This is a genomic window from Acidovorax sp. LjRoot194 (assembly GCF_964253015.1).
Lineage (GTDB): Bacteria > Pseudomonadota > Gammaproteobacteria > Burkholderiales > Burkholderiaceae_C > Acidovorax.
Map to the genome: position 1 here is coordinate 2,852,726 of NZ_CAXUQB020000001.1, position 19,301 is coordinate 2,872,026.

Annotated in this window: 21 protein-coding genes; all 21 read left to right on the top strand. The window is 68.4% G+C overall.

Annotation, left to right across the window (positions count from 1 at the left end; translation table 11 throughout):
* Window positions 1–39 precede the first annotated feature (39 nt).
* Window positions 40–1,242, top strand: a complete 1,203-nt coding sequence (locus tag ACSQ3N_RS12730) for an ABC transporter substrate-binding protein (RefSeq protein ID WP_436146410.1) — start codon at window positions 40–42, stop codon at window positions 1,240–1,242.
* 98 nt (window positions 1,243–1,340) lie between these two features.
* A complete protein-coding gene (locus tag ACSQ3N_RS12735) occupies window positions 1,341–2,213 on the top strand; it encodes a branched-chain amino acid ABC transporter permease (RefSeq protein ID WP_436146411.1) in 873 nt (290 codons plus the stop codon).
* Window positions 2,210–3,181 carry a branched-chain amino acid ABC transporter permease gene (locus ACSQ3N_RS12740; protein WP_436146412.1) on the top strand — a complete coding sequence of 324 codons (972 nt, stop codon included), beginning with the start codon at window positions 2,210–2,212 and terminating at the stop codon, window positions 3,179–3,181. The genes ACSQ3N_RS12735 and ACSQ3N_RS12740 overlap by 4 nt, the downstream gene beginning before the upstream one ends.
* Window positions 3,171–3,941: an ABC transporter ATP-binding protein gene (locus ACSQ3N_RS12745; RefSeq protein ID WP_436146413.1), complete on the top strand. Its 771-nt coding sequence runs from the start codon at window positions 3,171–3,173 to the stop codon at window positions 3,939–3,941. The genes ACSQ3N_RS12740 and ACSQ3N_RS12745 overlap by 11 nt, the downstream gene beginning before the upstream one ends.
* A complete protein-coding gene (locus tag ACSQ3N_RS12750) occupies window positions 3,938–4,654 on the top strand; it encodes an ABC transporter ATP-binding protein (protein ID WP_436146414.1) in 717 nt (238 codons plus the stop codon). Before ACSQ3N_RS12745 ends, ACSQ3N_RS12750 begins: the two co-directional genes overlap by 4 nt.
* Window positions 4,655–4,675: 21 nt before the next feature.
* Window positions 4,676–5,626: a tripartite tricarboxylate transporter substrate binding protein gene (locus ACSQ3N_RS12755; protein ID WP_436147949.1), complete on the top strand. Its 951-nt coding sequence runs from the start codon at window positions 4,676–4,678 to the stop codon at window positions 5,624–5,626.
* Window positions 5,623–6,900, top strand: coding sequence for a 3-isopropylmalate dehydratase large subunit (locus ACSQ3N_RS12760; protein WP_436146415.1), 1,278 nt, complete (start codon window positions 5,623–5,625; stop codon window positions 6,898–6,900). The genes ACSQ3N_RS12755 and ACSQ3N_RS12760 overlap by 4 nt, the downstream gene beginning before the upstream one ends.
* Window positions 6,897–7,400 carry a 3-isopropylmalate dehydratase gene (locus tag ACSQ3N_RS12765; protein WP_436146416.1) on the top strand — a complete coding sequence of 168 codons (504 nt, stop codon included), beginning with the start codon at window positions 6,897–6,899 and terminating at the stop codon, window positions 7,398–7,400. Before ACSQ3N_RS12760 ends, ACSQ3N_RS12765 begins: the two co-directional genes overlap by 4 nt.
* On the top strand, window positions 7,393–9,105 hold the full coding sequence (locus ACSQ3N_RS12770) for a hydantoinase B/oxoprolinase family protein (RefSeq protein WP_436146417.1): 1,713 nt from the start codon (window positions 7,393–7,395) through the stop codon (window positions 9,103–9,105). The genes ACSQ3N_RS12765 and ACSQ3N_RS12770 overlap by 8 nt, the downstream gene beginning before the upstream one ends.
* Window positions 9,102–11,144 carry a hydantoinase/oxoprolinase family protein gene (locus tag ACSQ3N_RS12775; RefSeq protein WP_436146418.1) on the top strand — a complete coding sequence of 681 codons (2,043 nt, stop codon included), beginning with the start codon at window positions 9,102–9,104 and terminating at the stop codon, window positions 11,142–11,144. The genes ACSQ3N_RS12770 and ACSQ3N_RS12775 overlap by 4 nt, the downstream gene beginning before the upstream one ends.
* The gene (locus tag ACSQ3N_RS12780) at window positions 11,141–11,779 is read left to right on the top strand and encodes a cysteine hydrolase family protein (protein ID WP_436146419.1); all 639 of its coding nucleotides are present in this window, start codon (window positions 11,141–11,143) and stop codon (window positions 11,777–11,779) included. The genes ACSQ3N_RS12775 and ACSQ3N_RS12780 overlap by 4 nt, the downstream gene beginning before the upstream one ends.
* Window positions 11,776–13,182, top strand: a complete 1,407-nt coding sequence (locus ACSQ3N_RS12785) for an FAD-dependent oxidoreductase (RefSeq protein ID WP_436146420.1) — start codon at window positions 11,776–11,778, stop codon at window positions 13,180–13,182. The genes ACSQ3N_RS12780 and ACSQ3N_RS12785 overlap by 4 nt, the downstream gene beginning before the upstream one ends.
* 5 nt (window positions 13,183–13,187) lie before the next feature.
* The gene (locus tag ACSQ3N_RS12790; protein WP_436146421.1) at window positions 13,188–14,051 is read left to right on the top strand and encodes an isocitrate lyase/PEP mutase family protein; all 864 of its coding nucleotides are present in this window, start codon (window positions 13,188–13,190) and stop codon (window positions 14,049–14,051) included.
* 94 nt (window positions 14,052–14,145) lie between these two features.
* Window positions 14,146–14,688: a peptide-methionine (S)-S-oxide reductase MsrA gene (msrA, locus tag ACSQ3N_RS12795; RefSeq protein WP_436146422.1), complete on the top strand. Its 543-nt coding sequence runs from the start codon at window positions 14,146–14,148 to the stop codon at window positions 14,686–14,688.
* Window positions 14,689–14,790: 102 nt separating this feature from the next.
* Window positions 14,791–15,054 (top strand): DUF1778 domain-containing protein, encoded by a 264-nt coding sequence (locus ACSQ3N_RS12800; RefSeq protein WP_436146423.1) that lies wholly within the window; start codon window positions 14,791–14,793, stop codon window positions 15,052–15,054.
* A 14-nt stretch (window positions 15,055–15,068) separates the two neighbouring features.
* On the top strand, window positions 15,069–15,548 hold the full coding sequence (locus ACSQ3N_RS12805) for a GNAT family N-acetyltransferase (RefSeq protein WP_436147950.1): 480 nt from the start codon (window positions 15,069–15,071) through the stop codon (window positions 15,546–15,548).
* Window positions 15,549–15,762: 214 nt separating this feature from the next.
* Complete coding sequence (locus ACSQ3N_RS12810) at window positions 15,763–16,188, top strand: Fur family transcriptional regulator (RefSeq protein WP_436146424.1); 426 nt, start codon at window positions 15,763–15,765, stop codon at window positions 16,186–16,188.
* Window positions 16,185–16,865, top strand: coding sequence for an ABC transporter ATP-binding protein (locus ACSQ3N_RS12815; RefSeq protein ID WP_436146425.1), 681 nt, complete (start codon window positions 16,185–16,187; stop codon window positions 16,863–16,865). The genes ACSQ3N_RS12810 and ACSQ3N_RS12815 overlap by 4 nt, the downstream gene beginning before the upstream one ends.
* On the top strand, window positions 16,862–18,097 hold the full coding sequence (locus ACSQ3N_RS12820; protein WP_436146426.1) for an ABC transporter permease: 1,236 nt from the start codon (window positions 16,862–16,864) through the stop codon (window positions 18,095–18,097). Before ACSQ3N_RS12815 ends, ACSQ3N_RS12820 begins: the two co-directional genes overlap by 4 nt.
* Window positions 18,098–18,154: 57 nt before the next feature.
* Window positions 18,155–18,412 (top strand): hypothetical protein, encoded by a 258-nt coding sequence (locus ACSQ3N_RS12825; protein WP_436146427.1) that lies wholly within the window; start codon window positions 18,155–18,157, stop codon window positions 18,410–18,412.
* 219 nt (window positions 18,413–18,631) lie between these two features.
* Complete coding sequence (locus ACSQ3N_RS12830; RefSeq protein ID WP_436146428.1) at window positions 18,632–19,228, top strand: DUF3299 domain-containing protein; 597 nt, start codon at window positions 18,632–18,634, stop codon at window positions 19,226–19,228.
* The last annotated feature ends 73 nt before the right edge of the window (window positions 19,229–19,301 follow it).

Genomic DNA, 19,301 nt, shown 5'->3' on the forward strand with positions numbered 1-19,301 from the left:
GATTTCCCCCACCGCAACCCCCTCAGCAGGAGCACGCCCATGAGTAACCGCCGCCATTTCCTATCCCAGTCGGCCGCCGCCGCGTCGGCACTGGCCTTCCCCTTGGTGGGCGGTGCGCAGGCCAAGGCCATCAAGGTGGGTGTGCTGCACCCGGTGACGGGCGCGCTGGCGTACTCGGGCCAGCAGTGCCGCGAGGGCGCGATGATGGCCATCGAAGACATCAACAAGGCCGGTGGCATCAAGTCCCTGGGCGGCGCCAAGCTCGAGGCCCTGCTGGGCGACGCGCAGTCGCAGCCCCAGGCCGGCGCGGCCGAGGTCGAGAAGATGAACGAGGCAGGCGTGTCCGCCGTGGTCGGGGCGTTTGCGTCGGCCATCTGCCTGGCCACCACGCAGGCCGCCGCCAAGTACAACCTGCCGCACATCGTGGACGTGGGCGTGGCCGACCAGATCGTGGAGCGGGGCCTCAAGAACACCTTCCGCTTCGGCCCGGGCTACAAGAAGTGCACCGAGACGGCCATGGCCAACCTGCACGTGCTCAATACCGCCGCCGGCAAGCCCGCCAAGACGGTGATGATCATCCACGAGGAGTCGCTGTTCGGCTCCGGCACGGCCCAGCTGCTGTCGCGCGAGCTGCCGGGCTATGGATACGAGGTCAAGGAAGTCGTCAAGCACGCCAACCCCACGCGCGACTTCAACAACATCGTGCTGCGCATGAAGGCGGTCAACCCCGACATCGTGATCCCCGCCAACTACTACAACGAGTACGCGCTGCTGGTGCGCACCATGCAGCAGCAAAAGGTCACGCCCAAGGCCATCTACTCGGTGCTGGGCGGCGCCGCGTCGAGCTACAAGTTCGTGAAGGAATTTCCGGACGCGGCCAACGGCATCATCGACTGCAACCACTGGTTCAACCCCAAGGATAAGCGTGCGCAGGACCTGAAGAAACGCGTGGAGGCCAAGGGCCTGTTCTTCAGCTACGAGCTGTTCATGACCTACACGTCCATGTGGCTGCTGGCCGACGCGCTGGAGCGCGCCAAGTCCGTGGACCGCGCCGCGCTGATCGACGCGCTGGAAAAGAGCACGTTCTCCGATCACATCATGCCGTACGGCCCCACCAAGTTCGTCGCCGGGCAGAACCAGGGTGCCCAGCCGCTCATGACCCAGGTGCTGAACAAGGACATCAAGGTCATCATCCCGCGCGACTACCGCGAAGCGGACCCACTCTTCCCCCTGAAGGCCTGAGAAACCCACCTCCGGCCATGCCTGCAACGGCCAGCGCGGCGCCAGAGCACCTGGTGCCAGGCCGCGCCTTTGCCTGAACAGCCGGACACACCACACCCATGTTCGATCTCAGCATCCTCTTCCCCTCGGTCCTGAACGGCCTGACGACCGGCGCGGTCTACGCGCTGATCGCCCTGGGCCTGACACTGATCTACGGCGTGCTGCACATCATCAACTTCGCGCACGGCGCGTCGCTGATGCTGGCGCTGTACGCCGTCTACCTGCTCAAGCAGCACTGGGGCATCGACCCCTACCTGGCGCTGCCCATCCTCGTGCCCGGCATGTTCGCCCTGGGCTATGTGCTGCAGCGCGTGGTCATCAACCGCGCGAGCCACGGCAAGGACGAAAACATCCTGCTCGTCACGCTGGGCATCTCCATCGTCATGGAGAACCTGGCGCTGCTGTTCTTCAAGTCCGACACGCGCACCATCGAGACCAGCTACACCCTCACCACCGTGGCCATCGGCCCGGCGATGATCGCGCTGCCCAAGCTCGTGTCCTTTGCTGGCGCGCTGGTCGTATCGGGCCTGCTGCTGTGGATCGTGGGGCGCACCGACCTGGGCCGTGCCATCCGCGCGGTGGCGCGCGAGAAGCACGGCGCCAAGCTCATGGGCATCCATGTGGACCATGTGTACGCCATGAGCTTCGGCATCGGCCTGGCCTGCCTGGGCGCGGCCGCGTGCTTCTTGCTGCCGGCCTACTACGTCAACCCGCAGGTGGGCAGCGGCTTCGTGCTGGTGGCCTTCACCATCGTGGTGCTGGGCGGCATGGGCAGCTTCACCGGTGCGCTGGTGGGCGGGCTGCTGATCGGCGTCGTGGAGTCGCTGGGCGGTCTGTACCTGGGCGAATCGCTGGGGCAGATCGGCATCTTCGCCATCTTCATCGCCGTGCTGCTGTTTCGCCCGCAGGGCCTTTTTGGAGCCCGGCAATGAAGCAACTCGCGACCATCGCTCTTTTCGTGCTGGCCGTGTCGGCCATCACCCTCGCGTCCGACTCCGGCGTGCTGCTCAATTTCATCATGATGACCCTGTACGCCGCGCTGATGGCGCAGGCCTGGAACATCCTGGGCGGCTTCGGCGGGCAGTTCTCGTTCGGCCATGCGCTGTTCTTCGGCACGGGCGCCTACATCCAGGCCATTGCGCAGATGCAGGGCGGCATCAACGCCTGGGTGGCGCTGCCCATGGCCGTGGGCGGCAGCGCGCTGGTGGGGCTGTTCGTGGGCGGGCTGTCGTTCCGCTACGGGCTCAAGGGCTCGTACTTCGCGCTGGTCACGCTGGCGTTTGCCGAGGTGTTCCGCATTCTGGCGCTGTCGGTGCCGTTCACCGGCGCGGGCGTGGGCCTGATGCTGCCGCTCAAGGAATCGCTCTCCAACATGCAGTTCGGCTCGCGCAAGGGCTATGTCTTCCTGATCCTTGCGCTGGTCACGCTGGCACTGCTGGCCAGCTGGTGGATCAAGAACTCGCGCTTCGGAGCCTGGCTGCAGGCCGTGCGCGACAACGAGGACGCCGCCCGCGCCGTGGGCGTCAACCCCTTCGGCGTGAAGATGGGTGCCATCGCGCTGTCCGGCGGCTTGATGGGTGCGGCTGGCGCGTTCTACGTGCAGGTGTTCCAGTACATCGACCCGGGCATTGGCTTTGGCTCGGCGACCTCGGTCGAGGCGCTGGTGGCCGCCATCGTGGGCGGCATCGGCACCGTCTGGGGGCCGCTGTTGGGCGCGCTGGTGCTGCATGTGCTGGCCGACCTCACGCGCAACCTGTTCGGCCAGTTGCCGGGCATCAACATGGTGATCTACGGCACGGTGCTGGTGGTCATCGTGATGTTCTTGCCGCGCGGCATTGCGGGGCTGGGGCAGTCGGTGGTGCAACTGTGGAAACGATCGGGAGGCCGCCATGGCCAATGAACTGCTGACCCTGACCGGGCTGGGCAAGTCCTTCGGCGGCTTGAAGGCCGTGCAGAACGTGAGCCTGACGGTGCCCGAAGGCTCGCTCACCGCACTGATCGGCCCCAACGGCGCGGGCAAGACCACGCTGTTCGCGCTGATGACCGGCTTTGTGAAGCCCGACACCGGCAGCGTGCGCTTTGCCGGGCAGGACATCACCGGCCAGGCGCCGCACCTGAACGCCCGGCTGGGCATGGCGCGCACCTTCCAGATCGTGCAGCCCTTTGCCGCCCAGACCGTGCGCGAGAACATCGCCGTGGGGGCGCACCTGCATGAGCCGCGCCGCGCGGCCGCCCTGGCGCTGGCCACCGATGTGGCGGCGCGCGTGGGCCTGACGGCGCAGCTGGACAAGCCCGCGTCGGACCTGACCGTGGCCGGGCGCAAGCGGCTGGAGCTGGCGCGCGCGCTGGCCACCCGGCCGCGCCTCTTGCTGCTGGACGAAGTGCTGGCCGGCCTCAACCCCCAGGAGATTGCAGAGATGATTCCCGTGGTGCGCGGTATCGCGCAGGGCGGCGTGACGGTGCTGATGATCGAGCACGTCATGCAGGCCGTGATGAACCTGGCCGAGCACGTTTGGGTGCTGGCGCAGGGCCAGTTGATCGCTGAGGGCAGCCCGGGCGTGGTGACGTCGGATGAGCGCGTGATCGAGGCGTACCTTGGCCACGGCACCGCAGCTCGCCTGCGCGCTGCTGCCGCCTCCTCCTCGAAGGAGGCCGCATGAGCACGGGTCCACTGCTGGATATCGCGGGCCTGCGCGGCGGCTATGGCCGCGTGGAGGTGCTGCGCGGAGTCGACCTGCATGTGAACCCTGGCGAAACCGTGGCCCTGCTGGGCAGCAACGGCGCCGGCAAGTCCACGCTCAACAACGTTGTCTGCGGCATCTACAAGGCCTGGGCGGGCAAGGTGGCCTTTGGCGGCGCCGACCTGAGCGGCGCGCACTACACGGCGGTCGTCAAGGCCGGGCTGATCCAGGTGCCCGAGGGGCGCAAGATCTTCCCGAACCTGAGCGTGCTCGAGAACCTGTCGCTCGGCAGCTTCTCGCGCGCCCGGGAGCGCCGCGCCGAGAACATCGACAAGGTGTTCGCCACCTTTCCGCGGCTGAAGGAGCGCACCGCACAGCTGGCCGGCACCATGAGCGGCGGCGAACAGCAGATGCTGGCCATCGGCCGCGGCCTGATGGCCGAGCCGCGCCTGTTGATCCTGGACGAGCCCTCGCTGGGCCTGTCGCCCCTGCTGGTCGAAGAGATGTTCGGCCTGATCCGCCAGTTGCGCTCCACGGGCCTGGCGGTGCTGCTGGTCGAACAGAACGTAGGCCAGTCGCTGGAGATCGCCGACCGTGCCTACGTGATGGAAAACGGGAGCATCCGCTTTTCCGGCGCGCCCGACGAACTGCTGCGCAGCGACGAACTGCGCCGGGCCTATCTGGGCCTTTGAGAAGGAGACAACCACATGACCATTCCACGCCGAAAACTGCTGCTGGCTGTGCCCGCGGTGCTGCCGTTCGAGCAGGCCCTGGCGCAGAACGCGCCCATCCGCATCCTGGTGGGTGCACCCGCTGGCGGCTCCACCGACACGCTGGCGCGCAACCTGGCCACCGAGATGGGCCGCCAGCTCGGCCGCACCGTGGTGGTGGAAAACCGCCCGGGCGCGGGTGGCAACATCGCGGCCGACGCCGTGGCCAAGGCCGCTCCGGACGGCAACACGCTGCTGATGAGCTTCACCAGCCACGCGATCAACGCCAGCCTGTACCCGTCGCTGCCGTTCGACCCCATCAAGGACTTCACGCCACTGACCTGCGTGGCGACCTCGCCGTCCATCCTGGTGGCCAACCCCGCGGTGCCGGCCAAGGATGTGCGCGAGCTGATCGCGCTGGCCAAGGCCAAACCGGGCCAGCTCAACTTCGCCATCGGCGCCGTGGGCTCGTCGCTGCACCTGGCGGGTGACGCTTTCAAGATGCAGTCGGGCGCCTACATCGTCAACATCCCCTACCGCGGCACCGCGCCCGCGCTGCAGGACGTGCTGGCAGGGCAGGTGGAGCTGATGTTCGCCGCGGTGGGCAATGCCCAGTCGCAGATCCGCGCGGGCAAGCTCAAGGCCCTGGGTGTGACCAGCGCCAAGCGGCTGCCGGCCTTCCCCGACGTGCCCGCCATCGCCGAGGTGCTGCCCGGTTATGAGTCCAGCGCCTGGTTCGGCCTGTTCGGGCCCGGCAACATGAACCCCGAGCTGGCCAAGAAGTTGAGCGACGCGGCCCGCCAGGCCATTGCCACGCCCGAGGTCAAAAAGCGCCTGGAGACCGAGGGCGCCGTGCCCGTGGGCAACAGCCCTGAGGAATTCGCGCGCTTCGTGCAGGCCGAGATCCCGCGCTGGGCCAAGGTCGTGCGTTTTGCCGGAGCCAAGCCCGAATGACCACCGCACCCAGCACCCTGGCGCAAAAGCTGGTGGCCCGCGCCAGCAGCCGCAGTACTGTCACGCCCGGGGAGATCGTCAATTGCCAGGTCGACTTGGCCATGTTCCACGACTCGTCCGGTCCCCGGCGCCTCAAGCCCATGCTCGACGAGCTGGGCGCGAGCATCTGGGACAAGTCGCGCGTGGTGCTGGTCATGGACCACTACCTGCCCGAGCGCGATGACGAATCGCGCCGCATCGTGCGCATCGCCCGCGACTGGGCCAAGGAGCAGGCACTGCCCCACGTCTACGACGGCCAGGGCATCTGCCACGTGGTGGTGCCGCAGCACGGCCACATCCGCCCGGGCATGTTCTGCGTGGGGGGCGACTCGCACTCGCCCACCGGCGGGGCGTTTGGTGCCTACATGTTCGGCATCGGCAGCACCGAGATGCTGGGCGTGGTGGTCACCGGCGAGATCTGGCTGCGCGTGCCGCACACCCTCCAGATGCACTGGACCGGGCGCCTGGCCCCCGGCGTTACCGCCAAGGACATGATGCTGCACATGATCGGCCGCTTCGGCATGAACGGCGGCCAGTACCAGGCCGTCGAATTCGCTGGCGCCGCCGTACAGGCCCTGTCGATGCAGGAGCGCATGACCCTCTCCAACATGAGCGCCGAGCTGGGCGCACAGGCCGGCCTGATCGCCCCCGACGCGACCACACACGACTGGCTGGCAGTCCACGGCGTGCCCGAAGCCGACCTGCAAGGGCTGGACGGCTGGGTGACCGACCCCGGCGCGCCGCTGACCCGGCACGACTTCGACGCCTACACCCTGGCGCCCCAGGTAGCCGCACCCCACAGCCCCGCCAATACCGGTGCCGTGGGCCAGCATGCCGGCACGCGCATCGACGTGGCCTACATCGGCGCGTGTACCGGCGCCAAACTCGACGACCTGCGCGCCGCCGCCAGCGTGCTGCGCGGCCACCGCGTGGCCCGCGGCGTGCGCCTGATGGTGGCCCCGGCCAGCCAGCAGGACCAGGCTGCGGCCCGCGCCGAAGGCGTGCTGCAGGTGCTGGAGGACGCGGGGGCCGAGCTGTTCCCCACCACCTGCGGCGCCTGCGCCGGCTATGGCGATACGGTGGGCGACGGCACCACCGTCATCTCCAGCACGGCGCGCAACTTCAAGGGCCGCATGGGCTCGGCCACGGCGCAGGTGTACCTGGCCTCGCCCTACACCGTGGCCGCTTCGGCCTTGCAGGGGCACATTGCCGACCCGCGCGAGGTGCTGGCATGAGCGCCGCAAAACACAGGGTCTGGAATCTGGGCGCCGACATCGACACCGATGTGCTGGCCCCCGGCCACGCGATGAAGCACGGCATCGACGTGCTGGCCCGCCACTGCCTCGAATCGGTACGCCCGGACTTCGTGGGCGGCGTGCGCCAGGGCGATGTGATCGTGGCCGGCCCCAACTTCGGCATCGGTTCGTCGCGCGAGCAGGCGGCTGCCGTGCTGGTGCGGCTGGGTGTTGTGGCGGTCATTGCACCGTCGTTCAGCGGCCTGTACTTTCGCAACGCCTTCAACCTGGGGTTGCTGCTGCTGACTTGCCCCGAGGCGGACAAGATGGCCGAGGGCGAGCAGATAGCGCTCGACTGGCAGGCCCCCGCCGTGATCACTGCGGATGGCACGCGCCTGGCGTGCGATCCGATTCCCCCTTTTCTCATGGACATGGTGCGCGCCGGCGGTTTGCTGAACCAGCTGCGCGCCCGATTTGGCAAGGAGGCCGTCAATGGCTGACAACAAGGTAGCGACAGCAACATCGATGGACCCGGTCACCCTGGCCGTGCTGCGCGGGCGGCTGGAGCAGGTGGCCGACGAAATGGATGCCACGCTGTACCGCAGCGCATTCAACCCCATCATCGCCGAGGCGCACGACGCCTGCCATGGCCTGTACGACGCCATCAGTGGCGACACCCTGGTGCAGGGCAAGTCGGGCCTGCCGGTGTTCGTGGGCGCCATGGCCTTTGCGGTGCGCGCGGCCATGCGCATCGCCGCAGAGCGTGGCGGCATGGCGCAGGGCGACACCTGGCTGTTCAACGACCCGTACGAGGGCGGCACGCACGCCAATGACTTCAAGCTGGTGCGACCGTTCTTTCGCGACGGCCGGCTGTACTGCTTTCTCGCGTCGGCCGCGCACTGGCACGACGTGGGTGGCAATGTGCCCGGCAACTACAACCCCGCCGCCACCGAGTGCTGGCAGGAGGCCGTGCAGATTCCACCCGTGCGCATCGTGCGCGGCGGTGCGTTGGACGAGGACGTGCTGGCCATCCTGAAAGCCAACACCCGCCTGCCCGACAGCCTGTGGGGCGACCTGAACGGACAGCTCTCCGCGCTGGACCTGGGCGAGCGCCGCCTGAACGACCTGCTGGACCAGTATGGCGATGCCGTGGTGCTGCAGGCCATGGGCGAGCTGCGCACGCGTGCCGTCAAGCTCATGCGCTCGCACATCGCGGCGCTGCCCGATGGGCGCTACAGCTTCAGCGACATGCTGGACAACGACGGCGTGAAGGACGAGGCGCTGACCATCGCCCTGGACATGACGGTCGCAGGCGACCGCCTCACGCTCGATTTTTCGCGCACCTCGCCGCAGTGCGCCGGGCCGGTGAACATCTCGCGCGCCACGGCCATCGCGGCCTGCTACGTGGCCTTGAAGCACCTGTTCCCGGACGTGCCCGCCAATGCCGGCGTGCTGGATGCGGTGGACTTCGTGCTGCCGGACGGCCTGGTGATCAGCGCCGCACGCCCACGCCCGGTGGGTGGCTACACCGAGACCATTTTGCGCATGATCGACGTGATCTTCAGCGCCACGGCCCTGGCCGCGCCCGAGCGCGCCATGGCCCAGGCCTACGGCACCATCAATGCGCTGTCCATCGCCGGACACCGCACCGATGCCGCGCGCAAAGGCCAGCGCTGGGTGATGTTCAGCTTCTTCGGCGGCGGCCACGGCGGGCATTCCGATGGCGACGGCATGAGCCACGGCAATGCACCCATCTCCACGGCGACCATCCCGCCGCTCGAAATCCTGGAGGCTGCCTACCCCGTGCGCTTCACACAGTGGGCGCTGCGCCCCGGCTCGGGCGGCGACGGCCAGCACCGCGGTGGCCTGGGCGCCATCTACGAGATCGAGCTGCTGGAGCAGGACGCCGAAGTCTTCATCTTCGGCGAGCGCGGCAAGGCCGCACCGCAGGGCATCGCCGGAGGCCGAGAGGCCGCGATGAACGTCTTCAGCTACGAGAACGCGGGCGAGTGGAAGACGCCGCCCATGCGCTCCAAGATGATCGGCATCCAGCTGAAAAAAGGCGAGCGTGTGCGGCTGGAAACACCCGGCGGCGGCGGTTACGGCGCCCCGTCGGCGCGGGCCGCAGCAGCGCGCCACAGCGACGAGGCGATGGGTTATGTGGTGGCGGACAACAGCGCAGCAGCAATGAAAGGCGCAGCATGAGCGGCAAGGCTTCCTTTGTGGTGGGTGTGGACGTGGGTGGCACCTTCACCGATCTCTTTGTGTTGGACGAGTCCGACGGCAGTGCCCGTATCGTCAAGGTGCCCTCGACCCGAGGCGAAGAGGCGCGCGGCTTCATGAACGGCGTGGCGCGGGTGGCGGATTCGGCCTCGGCCATCGCCACCATCGTGCACGGCACCACCGTGGGCACCAATGCGCTGCTGGAGCGCAAGGTGGCTCGCACCGGCATCATCACCACGCGCGGCTTTCGCGATGTGCTGGAGATGCGCCGCCGCGACCGCCCGCAGACCTGGGGCCTGCGCGGCAGCTTCGAGCCCATCGTGCCGCGCGACCTGCGCCTGGAGGTGGACGAGCGCGTGCTGGCCGATGGATCGGTGCACACCCCGGTCGATCTGGACCAGGTGAAAGCCCAGGCCCAGGCCTTGCTGGACGCAGGCTGCGAGGCGGTCTGCGTGTTCTTCATCAACACCTATGCCAACCCGGCCAACGAGCAGGCGGCCGTGGCCGCCGTGCGCAGCCTGTGGCCCAACCCGCACGTGACCGCGGCCAGCGAGGTGCTGCCGGAGATCCGCGAGTTCGAGCGCTGCTCCACCGCCACGCTGAATGCCGCCCTGCAGCCTGTGGTGGGCAGCTACCTGGAGCGGCTGGAGGGCGACCTGCGCACCCAAGGCTTTGGCGGCGAGCTGCTCATCGTGCAGAGCAATGGCGGCGTGATGTCGCGCCAGACGGCGTGCGACGTGCCGGTGCGCACCGCACTGTCGGGCCCGGCGGCGGGCGTGATCGCCTGCGCGGCCATTGCGCGGGCGGCGGGATTCCCCGATGCGATCACCGGCGACATGGGCGGCACCTCGTTCGACGTGTCGCTGGTGGCGGGTGGCGAGGCGGCCCTGGCCGCGCAGACCGCCATCGAGTTCGGCATGGTCGTGCGCTCGCCCATGATCCAGATCGAGACCATCGGCGCGGGCGGCGGCTCCATCGCGTCGGTGGACGCCAGCGGCATGCTGCAGGTAGGCCCCGAGTCGGCCGGCAGCATCCCCGGCCCGGCCTGCTATGGGCGCGGCAATACCCGCCCGACGGTGACCGATGCCAACGTGCTGCTGGGCCGCATCGCGGCCGACCGGCCACTGGGCGGCGGGTTGCTGGCCGCCATGGATTCGGCCAAGTCGCGCGACGCCATCGACACCCACGTGGCTCAGCCCCTGGGCCTGGATGTGATGGCCGCAGCCGAGGCCATCCTGACGGTAGCCAACGCCAAGATGGCCGGCGCCGTGCGGGTGGTGTCCATCGAGCGCGGGCACGACCCGCGCCAGTTCGCCTACATGCCGTTCGGCGGTGGCGGCGCGCTGCATGTGTGCGCCATGATGCGCGAGGTGGGCGTGGGCACCGGCATCGTGCCGCGCTACCCCGGCGTCACGTCGGCGCTGGGCTGCGTGATGGCCGACATGCGCCACGATGCGGTGCAGACCCTGAACAAACCCCTGGCCGAGCTGGACGTGGCCGACCTGCGCCAGCGCGTGCAGGCCCTGTCGGCCGCCTGCCAGCAGCGCCTGGACTCGGCGGGCGTGCAGTTCGTGCAGGTGCAGGAAATCATTGCGCTGGACATGCTCTATGCCGGCCAGACGCACACCGTGCAGGTGCCGCTGGCGGCGCAGGCACTGAGCCGCGAAGGCATCCAGGCCGCTTTCGAGGCCGCCTACCGCGCTGCCTTCGGCCGGGTGCTCGACGGCATCGCCGTGCGGGTGATGAACCTGCGCTACGCCCGCGTGGGCGTGCGGCCCAAATTCGACCTGACGGTGCTGGCACCGCAATCGATCACACTGAACCCCTCCCTGGGCGTGCAGCGCGTGTTCCACGCCGGCCAGTGGTGGGACGCGGCGCGCCACGCGCGGCTGGACCTGCCGGTGGGCACCCGCATCGACGGCCCCGCCATCCTGGAGCAGCCCGACACCACGGTGTGGCTGGAGCCGGGCTTTCATGCCACGGTGGACACGCTGGGCAACCTGCTGGTGCGTGCAGCATGAGCAGCAGCGACACACCGTTGTCCCCGCTGAACCTGCGCCGCACGGCCCTGGTCATCATCGACCTGCAGGACGACTTCCTCGCACCCGAGGGCGCCTATGCCCGGGGCGGTGCGGTGAGCGCTGCCGCCCAGGCCCTGCCGCCGCGCGTGGCCGCCGTGGCCCAGGCGCTGAAGGCCGCGGGCGGCATGGTGGTGGGCAGCCAGTTCACCCTGTGGCCCGATGCCCAGGGCGAACCCATGATATCGCCCCACCTCAAGACCCTGCGCCCGTTCCTGCGCCGCGGCGACTTCGCGCCGGGCAGCGCGGGCCAGGCCATGGTGTCCGACATTGCGCCCTGGGTCGACGTGGCGGTGTGCAAGGTGGCGTATTCGGCTTTCTTCAACACCCAGCTCGACTGGGTGCTGCGCCGCGCGGGCATCGACACCGTGGCGGTGTGCGGCATCGTCACCAACGGCGGCGTGGCCAGCACGGTGCGCGACGCCCACATGCGCGACTACCGCACCCTGGTGCTGTCCGACGGTTGTGCCGCCTTCCGCCGGGAGGTGCACGACACCGCGCTGGCGGACATGGCTACCGTGGCGCAGGTGCTGACCTGCAACGACTTCACCGCCGCATTGGCTGCAGGCACGCCATGAGCAGCACGCTGCCGACCATCCGCCGCGCCGACAGCATGCCGGCGGCCGCGCAGGACAACCATGTGCCTGTCGCCATCGTGGGCGGTGGCGCCTGCGGCCTGACCGCGGCGCTGATGCTGCACGACCTGGGTGTGGACTGCGCCGTGCTGGAGCGCGACGGCACTCCCACGGGCTCATCAGCGCTGTCCTCAGGCTTCATCCCGGCACCGGGCACGCGCGTGCAGCGGGACCTGGGCATTGCCGACAGCCCCGAACGTTTTGCCGCCGACATCACCGCCAAGGCCAAGGGCAGGGCAGCGCCGCAACTGGTGCAGGCCTACGCCCGCGCCATCGGCCCCGCGCTCGATGCGCTGCAGGACCGCCATGGCCTGGAGTGGCAGGTGCTCGATGGATTCTTGTACCCGGGCCACAGCGTGCGCCGCATGCACGCGGTGCCCGAGAAGACCGGCGTGGGCCTGATGGGCCGGCTGGCCAACGCGGTGGCGGCCGCCGACATTCCCCTGGTCACCGATGCCGCCGTGCGCGAGCTGTGGGCCGACGACACCGGCCTGCTGCTGGGCGTGGGCTACGAGCGGCCGGACGACACGCTGGAGCACCTGTCGTGCGATGCGGTCATCCTGGCCTGCAACGGCTTCGGCGGCAATGCCGCCATGGTGCGCGAACTGTTGCCCGAAATGCGCGACGCCCTGTTCGCCGGCCACACCGGCAACGACGGCAGCGCCATCGCGTGGGGCCGCGCACTGGGCGCGCGCCTGGCGGACCTGGGTGGCTACCAGGGCCACGGCTCTTGGGCCATACCGCAGGGCGCGCTGATCTCGTGGGCGCTGATGATGGAAGGCGGCATGCAGGTCAACACGCAGGGCCGTCGCTTTCATGACGAGACACAGGGCTACTCCGAGGCCTCGGTGCATGTGCTGGCCCAGCCGGGCGGCGTGGCCTGGAACGTGTTCGACGCGCCCATTCTGGCCCTGGCGCGCGGCTTTCCGGACTTCGTGGACGCCGAAGCCGCGGGCGCAGTGAAGCACTGCGACAGCGTGCAGGCGCTGGCGGCGTTGATAAGCTGCGACGACACCGCGCTGGCGGCCACGCTGGCAGGGCAGGGCCCGTACCCCCGCCCGGGCACGCGAGCGCTGCAGGCGCCGTTTTGCGCCGTCAAGGTCACCGGCGCGTTGTTCCATACCCAGGGCGGGCTCGACATCGACGCGCAGTGCCGCGTGCTCGACACCCAGGGCCGCCCGTTTCCCAACCTGCTGGCGGCAGGCGGCGCGGCGCGTGGTGTCTCGGGCGATGCTGTCTGGGGTTACCTGTCGGGCAACGGCCTGCTGAGCGCCGTGGCCGGCGGCTACCTGGCGGCCTACACCGCCGCCCATCTGCTTCGTCCCCCTACGGGTTCCAACCCATGACCGCCATGACTGCCATGACCCTGCACGAACGGCTGCAGCAGCCGAACATCCTTCTGGCCCCAGGCATCTACGACGCGCTGAGCGCCCTGGTGGCCGAGCAGGCCGGCTTCGAGGCGCTGTACCTCTCCGGCGCCTCCATCGCCTACACACGGCTGGGCCGCTCCGACGTGGGCCTGACCACCTACACCGAGGTGGAAGACACCCTGGCGCGCATCACCGAGCGTGTGCGCAAGCCCGTCATCGTGGATGCCGACACCGGTTTTGGCAACGCGCTGAACGTGCAGCGCACAGTGCGCGGCTTCGAGCGCGCGGGCGCGGCCATGGTGCAGATCGAGGACCAGGGCTTTCCCAAACGCTGCGGCCATCTGGACGGCAAGACCGTGGTGCCCGCCGCCGAGATGTGCGGCAAGCTGCGCGCCGCGCTCGACGCCCGCCGCGACGCCAGCACCCTGATCCTGGCGCGCACGGACGCGCTGGCGGTCGAAGGCATCGAGGCCGCGTTCGACCGGGCCGAGCGGTACCTGGAGTGCGGCGTGGATGCGCTCTTCATCGAAGCCCTGCGCACGCCCGAACAGATGGACGCCGCCTGCCAGCGCTTTGCCCACCGCATCCCCCTGCTGGCCAACATGGTCGAAGGCGGCAAGACCCCGGTGCAAAGCGCGCAGGAGCTGGGCGAGCGCGGTTTTCGGATCGCTATCTTCCCAGGGGGAACGGCACGGGCGGTGGCCCACACTCTGCAGGGCTACTACGCCAGCCTGCACACCCACCAGACCACGGCGCCGTTCAAGGACCAGATGCTCGATTTCGACGGCCTCAACGCGCTGATCGGCACGCCCGAGCTGATGGAGCAGGGCCGGCGCTACGAATGACGAACAGGCGGGCCGGCCCAATGCCCCCGCCCGCACTGCGTTACCCGGTGCCGCGTACCATGCCCATGAAACCATTCATTGCATGGAGACCCACATGGCACAGAACCTTCAAACCATCACCCTGGGCGGCGGCTGCTTCTGGTGCACCGAGGCCGTGTTCGACCGCGTGCGCGGCATCACCGACGTGGAAAGCGGCTACACCAACGGCCAGACGGTCAACCCCACCTACGAGCAGATCTGCCAGGGCGACACCGGCCACGCCGAGGTGGTGCGGCTGACGTACGACGCCGATGAGATCAGTCTGGAAGAAGTGCTGGAAATCTTCTTCCACACCCACGACCCGACCACCCTCAACCGCCAGGGCAACGACGTGGGCACGCAGTACCGCAGCGGCATCTACTTTGACAAGCCCGACGATGGCGAGGCAGCCAACGCCATGATCCGCCAGATGTCGCAGGACAAGCTGTTCGGCGCGCCCATCACCACCGAGGTCAAGCCGCTGCAGAACTACAGCACGGCCGAGGCCTACCACCAGGACTACTTTGCGCGGAACCCGAATGCGGGCTACTGCGCGTTTGTGGTGGGGCCGAAGGTGGAGAAGTTCAGGAAGACGTTTGCGCGGTACTTGAAGGGTTGAGCTGGGACTGCGGTAGTGCAATGATGCGCTGGCGTATGTATTGACAACGGATATACATTGATCTAAAGTTTGTGTATCTATTGCATACACACAGGAGTTGCCATGCGCGACGCTGCCATCAATCTCAGGGCGCTGCCCGAGCAACGTGACTTGATCGACCATGCGGCCAGTCTGCTCGGCAAAAACCGCTCCGATTTCATGCTGGAAGCGGCTTGTGACCGAGCGGAGGCTGTGGTGCTCGATCAGGTGTTCTTCAGCCTGGATACAGACAAGTTCAAGCAGTTCACGGCCCTGCTGGACGCCCCCCGTACCTCCAACGAAGGTTTGGAACGACTCATGGCTGTCAAGGCTCCCTGGACCGCGTAAGCAGCATGAGCGGCATGGGTTTGCAGTGCAGTGCGCCACAGCCTCTGGCCACCCACCATCAACTCGACGGTTTTGCCTGCGGAGAGCCTACGCTCGATGACTGGCTCAAGCGCCGCGCTCTGGCCAATCAATTGAGCGGGGCAAGCCGCACGTTTGTGGTGGCAGACGCTGACGGGCGTGTCGTGGGTTACTACGCCATGGCGGCAGGCGCTGTGTCGCACCAGATGGCGACCAGCGGCGTGCGCCGCAATATGCCGGACCCCATTCCTGTGATGGTGCTGGCGCGGCTTGCGGTCGCCCGGCCGGCCCAGGGTCTTCAGTTGGGGGGCGCACTGCTGCAGGATGCCGTGCACAGGGCCGTGGCGGTGTCGCAAAACGCCGGCGTTCGCGCCGTTCTCGTCCACGCTTTGCATGACAATGCCAAGCGGTTTTACGAGCACTACGGGTTCAGGGAATCTCCCCTGCATCCCATGACGCTGATGCTGCGCATCTAGCCACTCGCCCCGGGCGCCTGAAGCGCTGCGACCTGCGCGGCTGATGCGCATGTTGCAAAGTGCCCTTGCAGTTCCTGGGTACACCCAGGTTCAGCGACGAACACGGCAGGCATAATGCAACCCGATTGCGTTATCAACTCCGCTTGCCCTATTGCTGTCCATGCCTGCCACGTCTTCACGTCCATCCAGCCCGACTTGGTCGTTGCCTTCGGGCATGCGTGCGACCCGTGCCACACGCGCACTGGCTGCGCTGTACACAGCCCGCCCAGACGCAGCCTTCTCCGAACCCGAAGTGGAGGCCGCCCTCGCCACTGCCGGCGTCCCGGTCAACAAAGTCACCGTCTATCGCATGCTCGACCGTTTTGCCGCGGCCGGGCTGCTGCACAAGCAGGTGGATGCCTCCCGCGTGACGCGGTATGCGCTCGCACCCCAAGGCGAGGAGGGCGCCGCGCCGCGCTTTGAATGCGACGACTGCCACCGCCAGTTCCGCCTGTCGCAGGGGTCTGCCAAGGTGCAGACAGCGTTGAAGCAGGTGCTGCAGGCGCTGGCCACCGCAGGGCACGAGAGCCTGGCGGTGGACATTGCCGTGCGGGGCCGCTGCGCGGGCTGCGCGCACCCTGCTGGGGGCGCGGCGGCATGATCCGGACCCGAGGCCTTGCCTACACCTACCCCACGGGCGATGCGCCGCTGCGCTTTCCGGATGTGGACCTGAACCAGGGCGGCACGCTGCTGCTGCGGGGCCGCTCGGGCACGGGCAAGTCCACCTGGCTGTCGCTCATTGCCGGCCTGCGCGGCGCGAGCGGCGGTGACCTGTTCGTGGGCGGCCTGCAGCTGGGCACGCAGCGCGGCGCGGAGCTCGATGCCTGGCGCGCGCGCCGCATCGGGTTCTTGCCACAAAAGCTGCACCTGTCCAGCGCACTCACCGTGGCGGACAACCTGGGCCTGGTCTACTTTGCAGCCGGGCTGCCGCGCGACGACTCTGCAATAGCCCGCGCGCTGGCGCAACTGGGTGTGGCCGAGCTGGCCGCGCGCAAGCCGCACCAGATCTCGGGCGGGCAGGCGCAGCGCGTGGCGCTGGCGCGGGCGGTGCTGCTGGCGCCCGAGCTACTGCTGGCCGACGAACCCACCGCCAGCCTGGACGACGAAGCCGCCGCCGATGCACTGGCCCTGCTGCAGCACAGCGCCGCCGCGTATGGCGCCAGCCTGGTCATCGCCACGCACGACCAGCGCGTGGTGCAGGCACTGGCCGGCGCGCAGCAGCTGGATTTGAATGAAACAGCGGCCTACCGCGCTCTGGACGGGCGCAACCAGCTATGAAAAACATAGTAAAGCTCGCATCCCTGTCCTGGCGCTACCTGTGGTCCCGGCCGCTGGCCGCCGTGCTCAACCTGCTGGTGCTCACGCTGGGCCTGGCCGCCATCACGCTGGTGGTGCTGGTGGCCACGCAGCTCGACAAGGCTTTCGAGCGGGACCTGGACGGCATCGACCTGGTGGTTGGCGCCAAGGGCAGCCCGCTGCAACTGATCCTGGCGGGCGTGTTCCACATCGACGTGCCCACGGGCAACATCCCGCTGCAAGAGGTGCAGGCGCTGCAAAAGAACCCGCTCGTGGCGCAGGTCATCCCGCTGAGCCTGGGCGACAGCTACCAGGGCTACCGCATCGTGGGCACCACCCCCGACTATGTATCGCACTACAGCGCCACGCTGGCAAAAGGCGCCCTGTGGCAGCAGCCCATGGACGCCGTGCTGGGCGCCAGCGTGGCGCGCGGCATTGTCAAGCCCGACCACGGCGGTGCGCCGCTGGTGGGCGCCACCTTCATCGGCAGCCACGGCCTGGGCGGGGGAGGGCACGCCCACGGCGACCATCCCTACCGCGTGAGCGGAGTGCTGGCGCCTTGCGGCTGCGTGCTCGACCGCCTTGTGCTGACCAGCACCGAATCCGTCTGGATGGTGCACGAGACCGCCACGGCCACCGAGCCCGAGGACCTGGAGATATTGAAGGAAGAGCGCGAAGTGACCGTGGCACTGCTGCGCTACCGCACGCCCCTGGCCGCCGTCACGCTGCCGCGCCAGATCAATGCCGACACCGCCTTGCAGGCCGCCGCGCCCGCCATCGAGGTGACGCGCCTGCTGCGCCTTTTGGGTGTAGGGGCCGACGTATTGCGCGCCTTTGGCGGCGTGCTGCTGGCCGTGGCGGCGCTCAGCGTGTTCATCGCGTTGTGGAACGCGGTGCGCGAGCGCCGCGCCGACCTGGCCATGCTGCGCATGCTGGGCGCCCCCCCGGGCCGCGTGGCCGGGCTGGTGCTGTGGGAGGCGCTGTGGCTGGCCGCCATGGCGTCGGCCCTGGGCTTGCTGATGGGCCACACCTTGGCGCACACGCTGGGCTGGGTGCTGCAGTCTCAAGGCCTGCTGCCGGTGAGCGGCCTGGTGTGGCTGCCGGCCGAGGCGGGCGTGCCGCTGCTGGCCGGTGCGGTGGCGGCGCTGGCGGCGCTGTTGCCAGCCATGCAGGCCTACCGCACCGAGGTGGCGGACCTGCTGAGCCAGCCCTGAGCTTCCTGTTCTTCATTTCACTTCAATCTTCACTCCTCATCTTTCGAAAGGTTCTCCATGAAAAAGCTGTTCACCACCGTGGCCCTGGTGCCCTTGATGCTGCTGGCCGGTGCCGTGGCCCATGCGCAGGGCGCGCATTCCGACAAGGAAACCAAGGCCGATGTGGAGCGCCACCGCGCCATGGCCGCCGCGCACGAGGCCGCGGCCAAGTGCCTGGAGTCTGGCAAAGACCACGACACCTGCCAGAAGGAACTCCAGACCGCATGCAAGGGTCTGGGGATTGGCAAGTATTGCGGCATGCGCCACAGTCATTAAGGCTCCCCCTGAGGCGCTGCGCGCCTTCCCCCCTGAGGGGGACGCCCCCGGTGGCCCGGCGGAGCCGGTTCCACGGGGGCGCTGGGATTGGGGCGCGCCGGTTTTGCAGGGCGCGGGCGCAACGGAGTTCAGGTGGAATCGGCCCGTTTGTCGACGGCGCTGTTACACATATGGAATAGCTGGCCCTGTGCGCACGGGGCGTTTACGGAGGGGATTTTTATGCACCATCGTTGGTTGCCTCGGTTTGTGACCGGGCGCTCTATCGCTCTGCCTTTGGCGCTGGCGTTGGGTCTCGGTGTTTCTGGTACCGCGCTGGCACAAGCCAAGCCTTCCGCAGCGCCTGTGCTCAGTTCGCCGTTGCCAGCCGGCGCGGGTGGGGCGCCGGTGGCGGGTGTGCCGTCGGGCTCGGGGGCGGGGTATCACAGCCCGAACAGCCCGATCGCGCCGCTGCCCCAGCGCACGGATGTGATTCCTTGGTCGGTGCTGACCGACCTGACCAAGAAGACTACCAAGGATGGCATCCTGCCCGTGTTCAGCGATGCGCAAAAGGGCATGGACAAGACCACGCAGCGCATCCAGGGCTTCATGATGCCGCTGGATGCCAAGGCCACGCAGACGCATTTTCTGCTCACTTCGGTGCCGCTGACCTGCTCGTTCTGCCTTCCGGGGGGGCCCGAGAGCATGGTCGAGGTGAAGGCGAAGACCCCCGTGCGCTATTCGATGGAGCCCGTGGTGGTCGAGGGCAAGTTCACCGTGCTCCACAATGACCAGTACGGCCTGTATTACCGCGTGGTGGAGGCCGTGCCGGTGAAATAATCGCGGGTGGCGGGCGTTCCGCGCCGTGCGCCTCGCCTCACTGGCTGATTCCCTTTCGTTTTTGCACTGCATC